This is a genomic window from Agarivorans sp. B2Z047, from assembly GCF_023373605.1.
Lineage (GTDB): Bacteria > Pseudomonadota > Gammaproteobacteria > Enterobacterales > Celerinatantimonadaceae > Agarivorans > Agarivorans albus.
In genome coordinates, this window is record NZ_CP088080.1 from 4,936,856 (window position 1) to 4,951,965 (window position 15,110).

Consider the following 15,110-nt stretch of genomic DNA (forward strand, 5'->3'; position numbering starts at 1 on the left):
CTTACAACTTAGCGTTAAGGCTTAATTGCTGATGTTGTTGGTCAAGTAACTGTTGAGACTCACGCAAGGCAGAAACAACCTCTTCGCTAGCCATCGCGGTGGCAATTGGCGTTACCTGCATTTGCGGCCGTACCCGCTGAATACCGTTAACCACAATTCGCTCTGAACCCGATAAACCTTGGGAAACAATCCGCAAGCCATTAATCCGCTCACCCAACACGACCGGGCGATATTGCACCTGGTTGTTTTCGTCCAATACCAATACAAACTTGTTGTTTAGGTCGGTACCGACTGCTTTGTCATCAATTAATACCGCTTGATAAGAACTACTTCCTGCTATTTGCAAACGGGCAAACATACCTGGCAGTAATTCCCCACTAGGATTACCAAAGCTGGCACGTAAACGGATAGTACCGGTGCCGCTGGCTACGGCATTATCGATAAAGTCTATCTGGCCTAGGTGCTTAAATATTTGCTCATCAGCCAAAGCCATTTGCACTACCGCTACAGTTTCTTGCGCGCCTTGCAGCGGCAATACGTTGCTTAACTCTTGGTATTTCAAAAAGCTTTGCTCATCTACATCAAAGTAGGCATGCATATGCTGGGTAGACACAATACGAGTAAGCTGGCTAGCGCCAAGGTTTACATAGTTACCTTCGGTGATAAGCGCGTTAGACACTCGGCCGCTAATGGGAGCGCGCACCTCGGTAAAGTCTAAATCCAAGCGAGCTCGAGATAAGGCTGCAGTAATCGATGCCACTGCTGCTGCACCCTGCTCTCGCGCCGAAAAGCGATTATCTAAAATTTCATCAGAAATGGCGTTTTGCTTGTTCAAGGCTTGGGCCCGCTTGTACCCTTTTCGCGCCAGTTCTAAGCTACTTTTAGCACTTTGTAGTTCTGCTTCTAGGCGAGCGACTTCGGCAGCAAAAATGCGGCTGTCGATTTTAAACAGCACTTCACCTTTTTCTACCAAGCTACCTTCGTTAAACAGCACTTGTTCGATGTAGCCCGATACTCGCGGCACCACCATCACGGTTTGTGGTGCTTGCAGGCGACCGGTATACACATCGGTTTCGGTAATGCGTTCAAGCAATACTTCGGCTACATCTACACTTGGTGGTGGAGGTGCTTGATTGGTCGCAGCTTCCGGTTTTCCGCAAGCCACTAGGAAAATGCTTAAAGCACTTACTGCGATGAGTTTTGTTAGATCAAAAACTGATGCCATCTTCGTTCCCTCAAGTGATGATAAGTTGATATATGGATGATATTTTGTTTTGTACTGGCTGGTATATTAATCATGAAGTATGATCGAGATCAAGATCTTTTTGTACCAAGTGGTATTTAAATATCTAGACAGGTCTGAGTGGCTTAGCTATGATCAGTTTAATGATAAATTGAGGTAGAAAAATGTCCCCCAAGTGCTGTTCTCACATTGGTCGTCCACGCAGCTTTGACGCAAACCAAGCGCTAGAAAAAGCCTTAGAAGTATTTTGGCAAAAAGGCTACGAAGGGGCATCGTTAAATGATTTAACCCAAGCCATGGGTATTAATAAACCCAGCATGTATGCGGCTTTTGGCAATAAAGAACAGTTATTTTTGCAGGCCATAGAGCTTTACGAATCTCGTCCTCAAGCCTATTTCTATCCCGCCCTTGAGCAAGATACCATTTACGACGTTGTGGATTACATGTTGAAAGGTGCAGTGGCTAATTTAAGCGATCCCTCGCAACCGCAAGGCTGTGTGATTGTGCAAGGTGCTCTGTCGTGTAGTGAGTCTGCAAGTACCATTAAACAAGCGTTGCAGGAGCGCCGTGCTCAAGGCAGCATTGCCTTACAACAGCGTTTCGAGCGTGCCAAAGAAGAAAAAGATCTCACCGCCGATGCCGATCCAGAAGCGCTCGCCCACTACTTGGCAACGGTGTTACAAGGTTTAAATGTTCACTCCACCAATGGCGCAACAGAAAAACAATTGCAGCAAGTCGCTTCACTCACTTTAGACACCTTTAAGCGAGTAAGCAGTGCAAAAATAGCCGCCAGCTTGCAAAGCATGAGTAAATAAGGCTCATCACCAATCCAACTAGTTGTTATTGGTTGAAGCTGCGCCGATAACGTCCAGGAGAAACCCCAAAGCTTTTCTTAAAGCGATGCGCAAAGGCAAAACCATCTTGGTAACCTAATTGACTGGCGATCACGTCTATCGACCAGCGGCTTTCGCGCAGCAAATAGCTGCCATGTTCCAAACGTAAACGGCTTAGATACTGCTTGGGACTACATTTGAATTCTTGCTGAAACAAGCGATAGCAATGTGCTTCCGATACCGACAAACGTTGCGCCATCTCGGCTACTGTCCATGGATAGTGTAAAGAGGAGCGCAATTGCTGCTCTAGTTTGTGCAATGGGCTTGGCTCGGCATTTTTTAGCGGCTTAAGCAACTGCAATAAATAGCGTTTGATAAGTTGGGTTAAGGCCGATTCTACTAGAGGATCTGCCTTCGCTTTAGTTTCCTCATCCAATAACAGCTTCATGCACTTATCAATATTTTGACTAGAGTTAATCTTCAGCACTTTGGCATTTTTGGGAAAGCGATACCAACTAATGTCTGCAGAAAACTGAAACCAATTATGCCGCCAAAAGTGGCTAGCCAAGCTGAGCGAGTAATTAACCCCAGCAGGCAAAATAACTAAGTCGTTTGGTCCCAAGCGCTGACTAAACTCTGAAGTATGTAAACTGCCCGCTCCCGCCATAGAAAACAACAAAGTGTGTTCCTGTGGAGCTTTGCGGCTAACAAAGTACTCACCTCGCAAATACGACACCCCAGATAAGTTAATCTGCAATTTAGTTAACTCTGAAAATCGTTCGGTGGTTAAAAAGCGCTCAACACAGGCGGGGCCTATCTCGAACTTATCTTGCCAATGTTGCTCAGCCATAAATGATAGTTTTGAACATATTTTTGATAGCTTCAATTATGTGGAAAGCCCAATATATAAGATAGTATCGCGCCCATAATTATTTACCACCACTTATAACTAGATAGCTTTTATCTGATGCAAGTCACATTTTGAGGTTGTTATGTACGCATCTCCTATTACTTTGAATCGCTCATGGCTAGAGCAGTTCTGGCGCCTAGCTTGGCCAATATCTTTACAAGCAGTATTACTAAGCTTATTAGGCTTAGTAGACGTACTAATGGTTGCCACTTTAGGTGATGCCGAAGTCGCCGCAGTAGGTTATGCCGGTCGCGCATTCTTTGTGGCGATCGTAATCTTAAATGGCTTCTCGACAGCGTGCGCCATTTTAAGTGCGCAACACTGGGGCACTAAAAACTGGACAGCCATTGGCCGCACTGTGGCTTTATCTTTTTATGCTGGACTTATTTTTACCCTGGCAACCTTAGCCTTCATGCTTTTCAGCCCTAGCACCATTATGCAATGGGGCAGCAGCGATGCGCATTTAGTTGCTATTGGCAGCGATTATATTCGCGCAACCGCCTTGATGATTCTGTTCACCTTGCCAGTGATTGTGTTTGAGTCTGCACTACGTGCTAGCGGCAATACCAAGCTGCCGCTGTACATTAGTGTTTTTGCTGTGGTCGCCAATATCGCGCTTAACCAAGTATTAATTTTTGGTTTTGGCTCGATCCCAGCAATGGGTATTGTAGGCGCAGGTGTTGCGACAGTTATCGCACGTTTACTGCAACTCGTTGTATTGTGGTCCAGCCTTTGGTGGCAAAAACACCCTTTACTAAAAGTATGTTTAATTGGTTTTTGGCAGTTTAAACAAGCTGAGCTAATCAAATACGCCAAGCTTGCTGTGCCACTAGTGATTAACTTTAGTATTTGGTCGAGCGGTGTATTTGTATTTGCCACCTTGTATGGTCAATTGGGAACGAACGCATTGGCGGCTATGAGCCTAATTAGCCCAATAGAAGGTATCGCCATCTCGTGTTTTATGGGCTTTTCTAGTGCTTGTTCCATCATGGTGGGCAACAAATTAGGGGCCAACCAATTCAAACAGGCTTGGACAGATGCCCGCTTAGCTTTGTTAGTTAGCCCTATTGCCGCCATTGGTATCGGTGTAGCTATTTGGTTATTGAGCTATCCTTTATTGAACTTGTTTGGTGCTTTAGAGTCAGAAACTTTGCAACTTGCCCAACAATTAGTGTTAGTGCTGGCAGCCTCTACTTGGCTACGTATTTTTAACATGGTGCTAATTAACGGTATTTTGCGCAGCGGCGGCGACAATAGCTTTTGCTTAATGTCGGATACATTCTGCCAATGGGGTGTAGGTTTAATGCTTACTTCTATTGCCATTTTTGTGTTCGATGTAAGCTTAATCACCGCCTTCTGTATCGCATTAAGTGAAGAAGTATTTAAAGCTATGTTGTGTTTTTGGCGCATGAACCAGAAAAAATGGCTACGTAACCTAACTACCGAGCCTCTCGCCGAAACCAACTGATTAGACCAGAAAAATGCTGCCATTTTCTGCGAAAACCCTATAATTGTCGAAAATGTCGATGACATAGCACATTTATCTTTGATAAATGTGCTAATCTTAAGAAATCGACAAGTTCTATAATTTAAGCTGGTTTTTCAACGAAAATGACTGATAAATTCTCTATTTTGTTACTCAATGGTCCAAATCTAAACTTACTGGGCAAACGTGAACCTGAAGTTTACGGTCACCAGAGTTTAGACGACATTGTTGAACAGCTACGCCAGCAAGCCAATGACCTGGGCGTAAATCTGCAAGATTTCCAGTCCAATGTCGAAGGCGAACTTATTAATCGCATTCATCAAGCCATGGGCGAGATCGATTTCATCATCATCAACCCTGCGGCTTTTACTCATACCAGCGTAGCGCTGCGCGACGCGCTACTGGGTGTGAACATTCCGTTTATAGAAATTCACCTATCTAACGTGCATGCACGTGAACCCTTCCGTCATCACTCTTACCTTGCCGACAAAGCAGAGGGAGTGATATGTGGTTTAGGTAGTCAAGGATATCAATTTGCTTTAACTGCAGCGCTAAACAAGCTGCAGAAATAGCTATTTAATTAACCTAATACGATAAAGAGAGCCCTTATGGATATTCGCAAGATTAAAAAATTAATCGAATTAGTTGAAGAATCTGGTGTTGCTGAACTAGAAATCACCGAAGGTGAAGAGGCGGTACGTATCAGCCGTAACTTCAGCGGTGCAGCTCAAGCCGTATACGCTCCAGCTCCAGTTGCAGCACCGGCCCCAGTTGCTGCTCCAGCCGCCGCACCTGCTGCTCCAGCTGCTAGCGAAGTAGCTTCTGGCCACCAATTATTATCGCCAATGGTAGGTACTTTCTACCGTTCTTCATCTCCAGAAGCGCAACCGTTTGTGCAAGAAGGCCAACAAGTTAACGTAGGTGACACCCTATGTATCATTGAAGCCATGAAGATGATGAATCAAATCGACGCCGACAAATCTGGCGTGATTAAAGCCATTTTGGTTGAAGACGGTGACGCCGTTGAGTTTGATGAACCGCTATTCATCATCGAATAAAGAGGCATTTGTATGCTAGATAAAGTAGTTATTGCTAACCGTGGTGAAATTGCCCTGCGTATTTTACGTGCATGTAAAGAGCTAGGCATTAAAACGGTAGCTGTGCACTCAACAGCCGATCGTGACCTTAAACACGTATTGTTAGCCGACGAATCAATTTGTATTGGTAAGCCTGCCGCAACCGAAAGTTACCTAGACATTCCGCGCATTATTGCTGCTGCCGAAGTTACCGATGCCGTGGCCATTCATCCAGGTTATGGTTTTTTGTCTGAAAACGCCGAGTTCTCTGAAATAGTAGAGAAAAGCGGGTTTATCTTTATCGGTCCTAAAGCTGAAACCATCCGCATGATGGGTGATAAAGTTGAAGCGATTAAAGCCATGAAAAAAGCCGGTGTACCTTGTGTACCGGGTTCTGATGGCCCACTAGGCAGCGATGAAAAACAAAATGCGGCCATTGCCAAACGCATTGGTTACCCGATTATCATTAAAGCTGCTGGCGGTGGTGGTGGTCGTGGTATGCGTGTTGTTTACAGTGAAGACGAGCTACATACCTCTATCGATTTAACCCGTACCGAAGCTGGCTCTTTCTTTGGTAACGACATCGTATATATGGAGAAATACCTAGAAAATCCTCGCCACGTAGAGGTTCAGGTATTATCAGACGGCCAAGGTGGCGCTATTCACTTAGGTGAACGTGACTGCTCAATGCAACGTCGCCACCAAAAAGTGGTTGAAGAAGCTCCAGCACCCGGCATTACCGAAGACATGCGTCGCAACATTGGTGAACGCTGTACTCGTGCATGTATCGAGATTAACTACCGCGGTGCAGGCACCTTTGAGTTCTTGTATGAAAATGGCGAGTTCTACTTCATTGAGATGAACACCCGTATTCAGGTTGAACACCCAGTAACTGAAATGGTTACCGGCATCGACTTGATTAAAGAGCAGTTACGCATTGCTGCTGGACAACCTTTGTCATTTAGCCAAGAGCAAGTGAAGTTAACCGGCCACGCGATTGAGTGTCGTATTAATGCTGAAGATGCGGAAACCTTTATCCCATCTCCAGGTCGCATTAACCGTTTCCACCCACCAGGTGGCATGGGTATTCGTTGGGATTCGCATGTATATGCGGGTTACTCAGTTCCGCCATACTATGACTCGATGATTGGTAAACTAATTACCTACGGCGAGAACCGTGACATTGCCATAGCGCGTATGAAGAACGCCCTTTCTGAGCTGGTGATCGACGGCATTAAAACCAACGTTCCGCTGCAAGAGAAAATCATGCAAGACGAGAACTTCCAGTTTGGTGGTGCAAATATTCACTACCTAGAGAAAAAACTCGGTATGTAGTTCGCGAGCTGTTAAAACTATAAAAGGCCTTAAGAATACTTAAGGCCTTTTTCTTTGTATGGCGAGACTATTTAACCTGAGCTCGGGATAATTAACTGGTTTCTAACAGCTATTTTTACTTATTTCGGTGTTGAAGCTACTTGCAATAGGCTAGCTATTGGCGCGCAGCTTCGCCTTGAACTAAGCAAAACTATCTCGCCAGAAACATGAAGCTAGGTTAGGTACTGACTTGCAGAGTTTTCGTCACTTCCTTATCCCGAGTTCAGGTTACTTGAAAACGCGCCACCACGCTTCTGTACCTTGGCTTTGCCCAACGGTGAATACCTCACCTATTTTAGGTGTCACCAGTTGTACGTTAGCTTGCTCTGTTAGCTGGCTAATTCTCTCAAGCGGTTCATACCAAGAGTGAAAAGCCAAATCAAAGGTAGAGTTATGCACCGGCATTAAGGCCTTCCCTTTTAAATCTAAATGGGCTTGCAAGGTTTGCTCTGGAGTCATATGCACTGCTGACCAATCTTTGTCATAAGCACCGGTTTCCATCATGGTTAAATCAAAGGGGCCATAACGCTCACCAATTTGCTTAAAACCATCGAAGTAACCAGAGTCTCCGCTAAAAAATATTCGCTGCTCCGGCGCGTCAATCACGTAAGATGCCCAAAGCGTTTGGTTGGCGTCAAATAAGCCACGACCAGAGAAGTGCTGAGTAGGCGTAGCTGTCACCGTTAACTCACCAAAATTGGCCGACTGCCACCAGCGCAAGCGTTGAATTTTTTGGCTATCCACTCCCCAATCTAGCAGGTGTTGATCAACCCCTTCAGGTACCACAAAATGCTGAACCTTGTCTTTTAACAGCTTGATGCTGTGCTTGTCTAAGTGGTCGTAGTGATCATGGGAAATAATTACCCCATCAATACTGTCCAACTCACTGAGCTCGAGCGGGGGTTGATGAAAACGCTTCGGGCCAATAAAGCTAAAAGGAGATGTTCGCTGCGAAAAAACCGGGTCAATCAACCAGCGTTGCCCAGCCACTTGCATGTAAACACTCGAGTGACCAAAGCGAATAACACTGCTTTGTTCTGCAGGTAAAGCGTCAAGCTGAGAAGCGCTCAAAGGCACCACCGGAATACCATTACTTGGCGTGGCATCTACACGTTGCTCACTCACATAACGCCACAAAATACCCCAAGCCGAGGCATTAGCTGGCATTGCTTGTGCGTTTTGGTACTTACCATTATTAACTTGGGTGGTAAAAACCGTGTTGTCAGCCGCTATGGCTGAAGCGAATGGTGTACTCATTAATCCTCCCAAACAAAAACTAATAACCTTGTTTCGTGTGCTCAACGTGGCGCCCTCTTAAATTACACCGAGGAGTTTACTTCCAAGAAACAACAAAGTAAACCCATTGGTTTACCTTATTTTGAGACGTCAAATGTAAGCAAGTTGTTACAGCAATATCTAGTTGGGCGATGGCTTGAGCCTGCAGTTTCCAAAATTTGTCTTACACTTAAACCATCTTAGTTAGAGCAAAGTTATGCTTTGGGAAGTGATAATTTAGCCAACACCTAGAACGGAATTGAGTGCAATGCCATGATTATTAAACCAATCTATGAAATATTGCCGAGCCTTTACTTGGCTGCCGGCTCAAGCTCGGTAATATGGATAGACTCTACCCTGGGAGTAGCAGGTGGTGTGCTGCTATTTTGCCTTGGCTCGCTTATTTGGGTAATGCGCTCTAACTTTCGACGTTTAGACCAAGCGGAGCATGCTGGTAAGCGCTTCAACATTCCTGAATCTTTATACGAGTTTATGCCCTTTTTGTTTATTGGTTTGGCTCTCTCCTTAGCATCTACACAGCAATCTATTGCCGCCTACGCCATTGCAGCACTGTGCTTATACCGAGGCTGTTCCTTACTTTACATGCGTCATCGTTACCGTCGACACACTTGGCAAAAAGTGCCCAGCGCTGTAAAAACCAGCAACTAGCCTTAGTTACCAATAAGCATACAAACAGACAATTTGGCTAACTCTCGTAATTGAGTCTATGCTTAATTATGTTAATGGAAGGTTGCTAGATGTAACAGGGAGGGCTTATGCTGCCACGTGCCATATACGAGATTTTGCCAAGCGGATATTTATCTGCTGGTACTGGGTCAATGCTATTGCTTGAACCTTGGCTCGCTCATGTTGGTGGTGCATTACTATTTTGTATGGGCGCGCTTATTTGGGTGCTTCGCTCAAACTACCGCCGTTACGACAAGTACAAAAAATCATTTGCCCGCAAAACCAAGGCGATTCCCGAGCCTGTTTACGAATTTATTCCCTTTTTATACCTTGCCTGCAGCGTACTGGTATTAAGCCTTATGTTTAATGCACCTGCGCTAATTGTTGCAGCTTTAGCGGGATGTCGTGGTTTAGTTTTATTGTACAAGCGCGCTCAGTATCGCAATCGCGGCTTAAGCCCTGCCAATTAACCAGCAAAAATCTGTTTAAAAAAGGCTAGCTTATCCCTAGCCTTTTTTGTTTACTCAAGCCAATAAATAGCGGCCTAGGCTTATAAACAAGCTCTCCCAGTAGAGACAACAAATGCTAGTTTCGCTCCCTTCGCTTTAAGGGATTTCAATTTTTAGATGATAAGCCTTATCTAACGCAGTACACTTGCCGCCTAATCTAGAAGAGGAGCGGACAATGCCTTGGATCCAGCTAAAAATAAACGCCACTAAAGATACTGCCGACGCCATTGGAGACATTTTAATGGAAACCGGCTGCCAAGCCGTGACATTCTTAGACCGCCACGACACGCCTGTATTTGAGCCCTTGTTAGGTGAAACGCCGTTATGGGGAGATACCGATGTGCAGGGCCTATACGATGCCGCTACCGATATGTCGCCTATCCTTAACTTCTTAACCAAAGCGCTTATTCTAGAGGACGGCAACTACAAACTAGACCAACTAGAAGACAAAGACTGGGAACGCGAATGGATGAAAGACTTTCATCCGATGCAGTTTGGCGAACGCTTGTGGATTTGCCCTAGCTGGACTGACGTACCAGACCCTAGCGCGGTAAACGTAATGCTAGACCCAGGCCTAGCCTTTGGCACAGGCACTCACCCAACCACAGCACTTTGCTTAAAATGGTTAGATCAACTCGACCTTAGCAACAAAACCGTCGTGGACTTTGGCTGTGGCAGTGGCATATTAGCCATTGCCGCGATTAAGTTAGGCGCTAAACGGGTGGTTGGGATAGACATCGATCCGCAAGCGATTCTAGCTAGCCGCGACAATGCCGAACGCAATGGCGTGGCCGACAAGCTCGAACTCTACCTACCTAAAGACCAGCCTAAAGATTTCCAATCAGACATTGTGGTGGCCAATATATTGGCTGGCCCACTTAAAGAGCTCAGCGAAATCATCCTAGCCTATTTAAAGCCGCAAGGTTCTATTGCCCTATCAGGCATTTTAGAAGAACAAAGCGACGAAGTAGTTGCCGCCTATCAAACACAGTGCAATATGGATCCGGTTGTTCTTGATCAAGAATGGTGTCGATTAAGCGGAACAAAGCGCTAAGTTCACCAATAATGTGGCACAAACCCTCTACTAAAGGGTTTGCTGCCATATTCTGTAGCTAAAAATCCAGCTTTTTTTTTGAAAAATGTTCAAAATATAGCCTTTTCAGCGTGCCTAAAAAGTCGTAAACTACGCCGCCCTGAGATTGAGAAGAACGACAGTCATGCAAATAGGCAGTTACAAGCTGGACAATCCGGTGATACTAGCGCCTATGGCTGGAATTACCGATCAACCCTTTCGTCGCTTATGTTGGCGTTTAGGTGCGGGGCTTACGGTTTCGGAGATGGTGTCTAGTAACCCACGGGTTTGGAACAGCCAAAAATCACTAAACCGTATGGTTCACCTAGATGAATGTGGCATACGCAGCGTTCAAATAGCAGGTTCAGATCCAGAATTGATGGCTCTCGCCGCCCAACATAATGTGGCAAATGGCGCGCAAATCATCGATATCAATATGGGTTGCCCCGCTAAAAAGGTAAACAAAAAGTTAGCTGGTTCGGCGCTATTACAGCAACCCGAGTTAGTTAAACAAATTCTTGATGCTGTTGTACAAGCAGTTGATGTACCTGTGACACTTAAGATTCGTACTGGGTGGTCACCAGAACATCGCAATGCTTTGCAAATTGCCAAGCTTGCAGAAGCTGCCGGTATTCAATCTTTAGCCATACATGGTCGGACGCGAGCGTGTATGTATAAAGGTTTAGCCGAGTACGACACCATCAAAGCAGTAAAACAAGAGGTTTCGATACCTATTGTGGCAAATGGTGATATCACCACACCGGAGCAAGCCAAGCATGTTTTGGATTACACCGGCGCGGACGCCATCATGATAGGTCGAGGAGCGCAAGGTAACCCTTGGCTTTTCAGAGAAATTAATCACTTTTTAAGCACCGGGCAGCATTTAGATGCACCCAAAGCCGAAGAAGTGAAGGAAGTAATGCTTCACCACTTAGACAACCTATATTCACATTATGGGGAGTACCAAGGGGTTCGTATCGCTCGCAAACATGTGGGGTGGTACTTGAAGCAATTAGCGGACACGGATGAGTTTCGTAGCCAGTTTAACCAGCTTGAATCAGCCCTGGTACAAACGTCCGCGATTGAACAGTTTTTCGAATAGTTGTGATCATTAATTAATTAAAAAGAGCGTCAAGTATGTTTGATTCAAATACCACCACAAACACACTTTCTACTATGACTAGCAGTGCAACTAGCACTGAAGTGAAAGAACGTCCATTACGCGATTCAGTTGAGCAAGCATTGCGCAACTACTTCGCACAGTTAAATGGCGAAGATGTGTCTGAATTGTACGAATTAGTACTATCTGAAGTTGAAGCTCCGTTGCTTGACGTAGTTATGCAATACACTCGCGGCAACCAAACCCGCGCTTCAATCATGTTAGGTATCAACCGCGGTACTTTACGCAAGAAATTGAAAAAATACGGCATGAACTAAACACCTGCTCATAAGGTATTGATTAAAAAGCCAAAGTGGTTAATTTCACTTTGGCTTTTTTGTATTTGCTACACACACTGCTACACACGAAAAAATGTGTAAAAACATCATTAAGCCTCCAAAAAGCTCTTAGATGTCCACTTCCTAACCTAGAAAGTGACTTCAGCCAAGTAACAAAGGGAGGAACTAATCTCGAATATTTCACTCAAATGACTTTCCCATTTCAACACTATAGGTAGAGATGAAACACTTAAAACTAAAGTACGCTTTACGGGGCGGCGAGCTTGTACACATCTCACAGGTTGAGTCAGGGGATAGCCAAGGGTGTATCTGTTCAGCTTGTAGCAAAGCTATAGTAGCTAAAAAGGGAACTAAGAGGGAGCATCATTTCGCACACAAAGCTGGGGACTCCTGCGAGCATGCTGTAGAAACGGCCTTACACGATGCGGCTAAAGAAGTATTAAACCGTCATAGAAAAATCTGTCTTCCAGCAACTTTCGTCACCTTCACCTCATATAGAGAAAATTTTAAGATATCTAATGAAAAATTCTGTGTCATTGAATCGCTAAAAATAGAACAAGGTATCTCAGGAATCATTCCCGATTTGATCGCGAAAATTAGGGGTAGAGAGCTATTAATCGAAGTGTTTGTTACTCACAAAGTTGATAGCCATAAACGACAGAAAATCAAAAAACTTGGTTTATCCGCCATAGAGATCGACCTCAGTAAAATTCCAAGAGATATGCCTATAACTCAGTTAGAAGATCTAATAGTCAATCAGTTTGATAACAAAACATGGGTTAACAATGAAAGGGCCAACAAAGAGTATAGAAAAATTCTATCTCAAACCCGAAAACTGAACATCATCTTAAGAGGCTTTGCTAGCCACGTTGATTACTGCCCTATTCGTTCTCGCACTTGGCACGGAAAACCTTATGCGAATGTGATAGATGATTGTCTTTATTGCGAACACTGTCTCGACGTAAATATTGAAGATTATGTTCGTTGCAACGGCCACATACCGCAACATGAGATATATAAACCTAAAATACTCTTATAATCGTTAGGCCCACAGTTCAAATCTGTGAAGGGCCACCATATACAAAGGCGTAGAGAGTTAGTAACTACTACGATTTTTCTATTTATGCTCTCTGTGTAGCAAATATGTAGCAGATTTCAGGCAAAAAACTGTTATCTCGCTTAACTCTTAAGATTATTGAGTGAATTTACAACGGGGATAGGCTGAACAGCCAATAAACGAATTCCCAGCATTCTTACCACGCTTTGCCAATCGCTCTACTAATTCTGCCCCACATTTGGGACAGACCTCGCCAGATTGCCTCTGACGGTTTTTTTCAGCCACAAACTCACGAACATTCGCCTTGTGCTTAAGTGACGTTCTAAGGCCTCTTTTAAGTTTCAATTCCTCAAGCTTAACAACAAGCGCTTCAACTTCAGATTCGCTAAACTTGCTATCCTGCTTAGAGCGAATGAAGCGCAGGCAACCACGTATATGCGTTACATTTTCGGGCATAGTCGTTTTGAAAGTGGCGTCACCGACAAAACACACTATAGAGAATAAATCAGTAGGTTTTAAATTAAGAGAAGATTCGAGAGCTTTTAGGTGCTTGTAGTTTTGGTGCAGTGGGTTTTGAAACTGACTGCGGTGGCGGTATATTTGCTGCGTCCATTTCTTTTGCCGTTCACTTCCGAAGATCCAACCCTTCATATTCTTTGTTTCAACCACAAAAACACCAAAAGGAGAAATCAAAACATGGTCAACCTGAGTTGTGCCATCTTCACAGTGTAGAGTTACGTCATTAACTAACTTGTATAATTTACCGTCGAGAAATAACTTAAAAGACAAGCTCAATAACAACTCGCCACACCAGCCCTTAAACCAAGTAGTTCTGAGTAAAAATGAACAAAATACCAATACAATCAATAACCAGAGGGTCATAAGCATTGCTTCCTAAGTCTCTAAAAAACTGTCTAAATAATCTAACTACAGAGGGGGAATTACACTTCGTGGTCTAGCTTAAACGAAAAATAAGCGAGCTGACTGCTGCTATAGATGTACTAGCTCAGACTTCCTCTTAAGCTAAACGTTCATTTGATTATGTTCGTTAAAAATACTTGTATGTTTCAATTTTCTCCTAAACTGCGGTGATATCTTCTTAGAGATATCCAAGTCCTCCGGTAATTTATTAGGAATTAGTATATTTCCATCTTTGAGTATTTTTTCCGCAATTTCATCGAATAGCTCCGTAAAAAACGTTGCAAACTCTTTAGAAGAGTACTCGAACCAATCTAAGTCTTTTTCAATTAAGTCACCGAATTTATCAAGATACTCACTGACTAATTGACTCGGGGGCCCACCTTTATACGAAAGGCCATGAATTTCATTTTCCAAACTTTCTACTTTCAAATATTCGGCTCTTACGACATAACGATGGTGGGCATTCTCATTTCTAATATCAAAAACCAATGGGTTAAAAAAAGTATGAATGTGTTCCTTTTCTCTACCGAACTCTATAGGTGAAGATTTATAAATCGACTCTAAGAATGCTAAAAAAAATGCAAGCCTTTCATACAGCACTACGCATTCATTAAGATAAGAGCGGTACTCATGTTTTAAAGCTTGAATAGTTACCCTATCATTTTTGTATATGGTGGATGTTTTATATGCAATATAGTTTCTAGTCTTGCAGTTTTCATATAGTTCACCTCTAGAAAGATCCAAAATAATTGAAAATCGCTGAAGATCATTTAAAAGTTTAGCGTTTTCATTAGTAACTACTCCATCTACTAACTCGCTTGCATCAGCACACTTTTCGACAGCAAAATCTCTGATAGCGTTTAATAGTTTATGTTTACGAACGACTTCTAGCTCCGGCCCCCAGTTATAATTTTGAATAAGCAATTGCATAAACTCCTCTATTAAACACGACCTATCACTTAGTATCTTCCAATTTTTACACAACTAATTTCCCAAATCCTCTTTTTGACCACAAGAGATTTTAAACCCTATTTAGCTCTCTGCTTCTATGGGCAATCTATATAATAGAAAACTTACGTCAAACCCAAAATATAATATATACTTCACTTATGGATTTCTTAGACTTGATATGTAGTTAACAAAAAGCTATACGATTTAGAGATGAAGCAGTAAGGCTTATAAAAAGTGAACTTCAGTCTTTTGAAGCGT

Annotated in this window: 16 protein-coding genes; 11 read left to right on the plus strand and 5 right to left on the minus strand. The window is 43.6% G+C overall.

The window, feature by feature from the left end; translation table 11 throughout:
- Position 1 precedes the first annotated feature (1 nt).
- Entirely contained in the window at positions 2-1,225 is a 1,224-nt protein-coding gene (locus LQZ07_RS22720) for an efflux RND transporter periplasmic adaptor subunit (RefSeq protein ID WP_016402060.1), read from the minus strand.
- 182 nt (positions 1,226-1,407) lie between these two features.
- On the opposite strand from LQZ07_RS22720, the gene LQZ07_RS22725 reads away from it, so the two are divergent.
- Complete coding sequence (locus tag LQZ07_RS22725; protein WP_152785693.1) at positions 1,408-2,058, plus strand: TetR/AcrR family transcriptional regulator; 651 nt, start codon at positions 1,408-1,410, stop codon at positions 2,056-2,058.
- Positions 2,059-2,083: 25 nt separating this feature from the next.
- Here LQZ07_RS22725 and LQZ07_RS22730 read toward each other — a convergent pair whose 3' ends face one another.
- Positions 2,084-2,926 (minus strand): AraC family transcriptional regulator, encoded by an 843-nt coding sequence (locus tag LQZ07_RS22730; protein WP_152785695.1) that lies wholly within the window; start codon positions 2,924-2,926, stop codon positions 2,084-2,086.
- 142 nt (positions 2,927-3,068) lie between these two features.
- Here LQZ07_RS22730 and LQZ07_RS22735 point away from each other — a divergent pair, with 142 nt between their 5' ends.
- From LQZ07_RS22735 to accC, 4 genes are all read left to right on the plus strand, one after another.
- A complete protein-coding gene (locus LQZ07_RS22735; RefSeq protein WP_152785697.1) occupies positions 3,069-4,454 on the plus strand; it encodes an MATE family efflux transporter in 1,386 nt (461 codons plus the stop codon).
- A gap of 143 nt (positions 4,455-4,597) precedes the next feature.
- Positions 4,598-5,044: a type II 3-dehydroquinate dehydratase gene (aroQ, locus tag LQZ07_RS22740; protein WP_152785699.1), complete on the plus strand. Its 447-nt coding sequence runs from the start codon at positions 4,598-4,600 to the stop codon at positions 5,042-5,044.
- A gap of 36 nt (positions 5,045-5,080) precedes the next feature.
- Positions 5,081-5,530, plus strand: a complete 450-nt coding sequence (gene accB, locus LQZ07_RS22745) for an acetyl-CoA carboxylase biotin carboxyl carrier protein (protein WP_152785701.1) — start codon at positions 5,081-5,083, stop codon at positions 5,528-5,530.
- A gap of 12 nt (positions 5,531-5,542) precedes the next feature.
- On the plus strand, positions 5,543-6,883 hold the full coding sequence (accC, locus tag LQZ07_RS22750) for an acetyl-CoA carboxylase biotin carboxylase subunit (protein WP_016402066.1): 1,341 nt from the start codon (positions 5,543-5,545) through the stop codon (positions 6,881-6,883).
- A 267-nt stretch (positions 6,884-7,150) separates the two neighbouring features.
- On the opposite strand, the gene LQZ07_RS22755 is transcribed toward accC, so the two are convergent.
- Entirely contained in the window at positions 7,151-8,179 is a 1,029-nt protein-coding gene (locus tag LQZ07_RS22755; protein WP_152785703.1) for an MBL fold metallo-hydrolase, read from the minus strand.
- A 291-nt stretch (positions 8,180-8,470) separates the two neighbouring features.
- Here LQZ07_RS22755 and LQZ07_RS22760 point away from each other — a divergent pair, with 291 nt between their 5' ends.
- From LQZ07_RS22760 to LQZ07_RS22785, 6 genes are all read left to right on the plus strand, one after another.
- Complete coding sequence (locus LQZ07_RS22760; protein ID WP_152785705.1) at positions 8,471-8,866, plus strand: hypothetical protein; 396 nt, start codon at positions 8,471-8,473, stop codon at positions 8,864-8,866.
- A gap of 107 nt (positions 8,867-8,973) precedes the next feature.
- Positions 8,974-9,354, plus strand: a complete 381-nt coding sequence (locus tag LQZ07_RS22765; protein WP_152785707.1) for a hypothetical protein — start codon at positions 8,974-8,976, stop codon at positions 9,352-9,354.
- A gap of 214 nt (positions 9,355-9,568) precedes the next feature.
- Complete coding sequence (gene prmA / locus LQZ07_RS22770; RefSeq protein WP_152785709.1) at positions 9,569-10,447, plus strand: 50S ribosomal protein L11 methyltransferase; 879 nt, start codon at positions 9,569-9,571, stop codon at positions 10,445-10,447.
- 163 nt (positions 10,448-10,610) lie between these two features.
- A complete protein-coding gene (gene dusB / locus LQZ07_RS22775; RefSeq protein WP_016402071.1) occupies positions 10,611-11,567 on the plus strand; it encodes a tRNA dihydrouridine synthase DusB in 957 nt (318 codons plus the stop codon).
- A 35-nt stretch (positions 11,568-11,602) separates the two neighbouring features.
- Positions 11,603-11,902 (plus strand): DNA-binding transcriptional regulator Fis, encoded by a 300-nt coding sequence (gene fis / locus LQZ07_RS22780; protein ID WP_016402072.1) that lies wholly within the window; start codon positions 11,603-11,605, stop codon positions 11,900-11,902.
- A gap of 241 nt (positions 11,903-12,143) precedes the next feature.
- Complete coding sequence (locus tag LQZ07_RS22785) at positions 12,144-12,962, plus strand: competence protein CoiA family protein (RefSeq protein WP_152785711.1); 819 nt, start codon at positions 12,144-12,146, stop codon at positions 12,960-12,962.
- A gap of 153 nt (positions 12,963-13,115) precedes the next feature.
- On the opposite strand, the gene LQZ07_RS22790 is transcribed toward LQZ07_RS22785, so the two are convergent.
- Together LQZ07_RS22790 and LQZ07_RS22795 are read right to left on the minus strand one after the other, a co-directional pair.
- The gene (locus LQZ07_RS22790) at positions 13,116-13,862 is read right to left on the minus strand and encodes a nuclease-related domain-containing protein (RefSeq protein ID WP_227981651.1); all 747 of its coding nucleotides are present in this window, start codon (positions 13,860-13,862) and stop codon (positions 13,116-13,118) included.
- Between the two features lie 141 nt (positions 13,863-14,003).
- A complete protein-coding gene (locus LQZ07_RS22795; protein WP_152785715.1) occupies positions 14,004-14,831 on the minus strand; it encodes a hypothetical protein in 828 nt (275 codons plus the stop codon).
- Positions 14,832-15,110 lie beyond the last annotated feature (279 nt).

What these genes read in the sequence shown, in the direction of transcription:
- LQZ07_RS22790 (WP_227981651.1), bottom strand. Translation starts at nt 13,862, where the DNA reads ATGACCCTCTGGTTATTGATTGTATTGGTATTTTGTTCATTTTTACTC.
- LQZ07_RS22755 (WP_152785703.1), bottom strand. Translation starts at nt 8,179, where the DNA reads ATGAGTACACCATTCGCTTCAGCCATAGCGGCTGACAACACGGTTTTT.
- aroQ (WP_152785699.1), top strand. Translation starts at nt 4,598, where the DNA reads ATGACTGATAAATTCTCTATTTTGTTACTCAATGGTCCAAATCTAAAC.
- LQZ07_RS22765 (WP_152785707.1), top strand. Translation starts at nt 8,974, where the DNA reads ATGCTGCCACGTGCCATATACGAGATTTTGCCAAGCGGATATTTATCT.
- accB (WP_152785701.1), top strand. Translation starts at nt 5,081, where the DNA reads ATGGATATTCGCAAGATTAAAAAATTAATCGAATTAGTTGAAGAATCT.
- dusB (WP_016402071.1), top strand. Translation starts at nt 10,611, where the DNA reads ATGCAAATAGGCAGTTACAAGCTGGACAATCCGGTGATACTAGCGCCT.
- LQZ07_RS22735 (WP_152785697.1), top strand. Translation starts at nt 3,069, where the DNA reads ATGTACGCATCTCCTATTACTTTGAATCGCTCATGGCTAGAGCAGTTC.
- LQZ07_RS22785 (WP_152785711.1), top strand. Translation starts at nt 12,144, where the DNA reads ATGAAACACTTAAAACTAAAGTACGCTTTACGGGGCGGCGAGCTTGTA.
- LQZ07_RS22795 (WP_152785715.1), bottom strand. Translation starts at nt 14,831, where the DNA reads ATGCAATTGCTTATTCAAAATTATAACTGGGGGCCGGAGCTAGAAGTC.
- LQZ07_RS22760 (WP_152785705.1), top strand. Translation starts at nt 8,471, where the DNA reads ATGATTATTAAACCAATCTATGAAATATTGCCGAGCCTTTACTTGGCT.
- LQZ07_RS22730 (WP_152785695.1), bottom strand. Translation starts at nt 2,926, where the DNA reads ATGGCTGAGCAACATTGGCAAGATAAGTTCGAGATAGGCCCCGCCTGT.
- accC (WP_016402066.1), top strand. Translation starts at nt 5,543, where the DNA reads ATGCTAGATAAAGTAGTTATTGCTAACCGTGGTGAAATTGCCCTGCGT.
- LQZ07_RS22725 (WP_152785693.1), top strand. Translation starts at nt 1,408, where the DNA reads ATGTCCCCCAAGTGCTGTTCTCACATTGGTCGTCCACGCAGCTTTGAC.
- fis (WP_016402072.1), top strand. Translation starts at nt 11,603, where the DNA reads ATGTTTGATTCAAATACCACCACAAACACACTTTCTACTATGACTAGC.
- LQZ07_RS22720 (WP_016402060.1), bottom strand. Translation starts at nt 1,225, where the DNA reads ATGGCATCAGTTTTTGATCTAACAAAACTCATCGCAGTAAGTGCTTTA.
- prmA (WP_152785709.1), top strand. Translation starts at nt 9,569, where the DNA reads ATGCCTTGGATCCAGCTAAAAATAAACGCCACTAAAGATACTGCCGAC.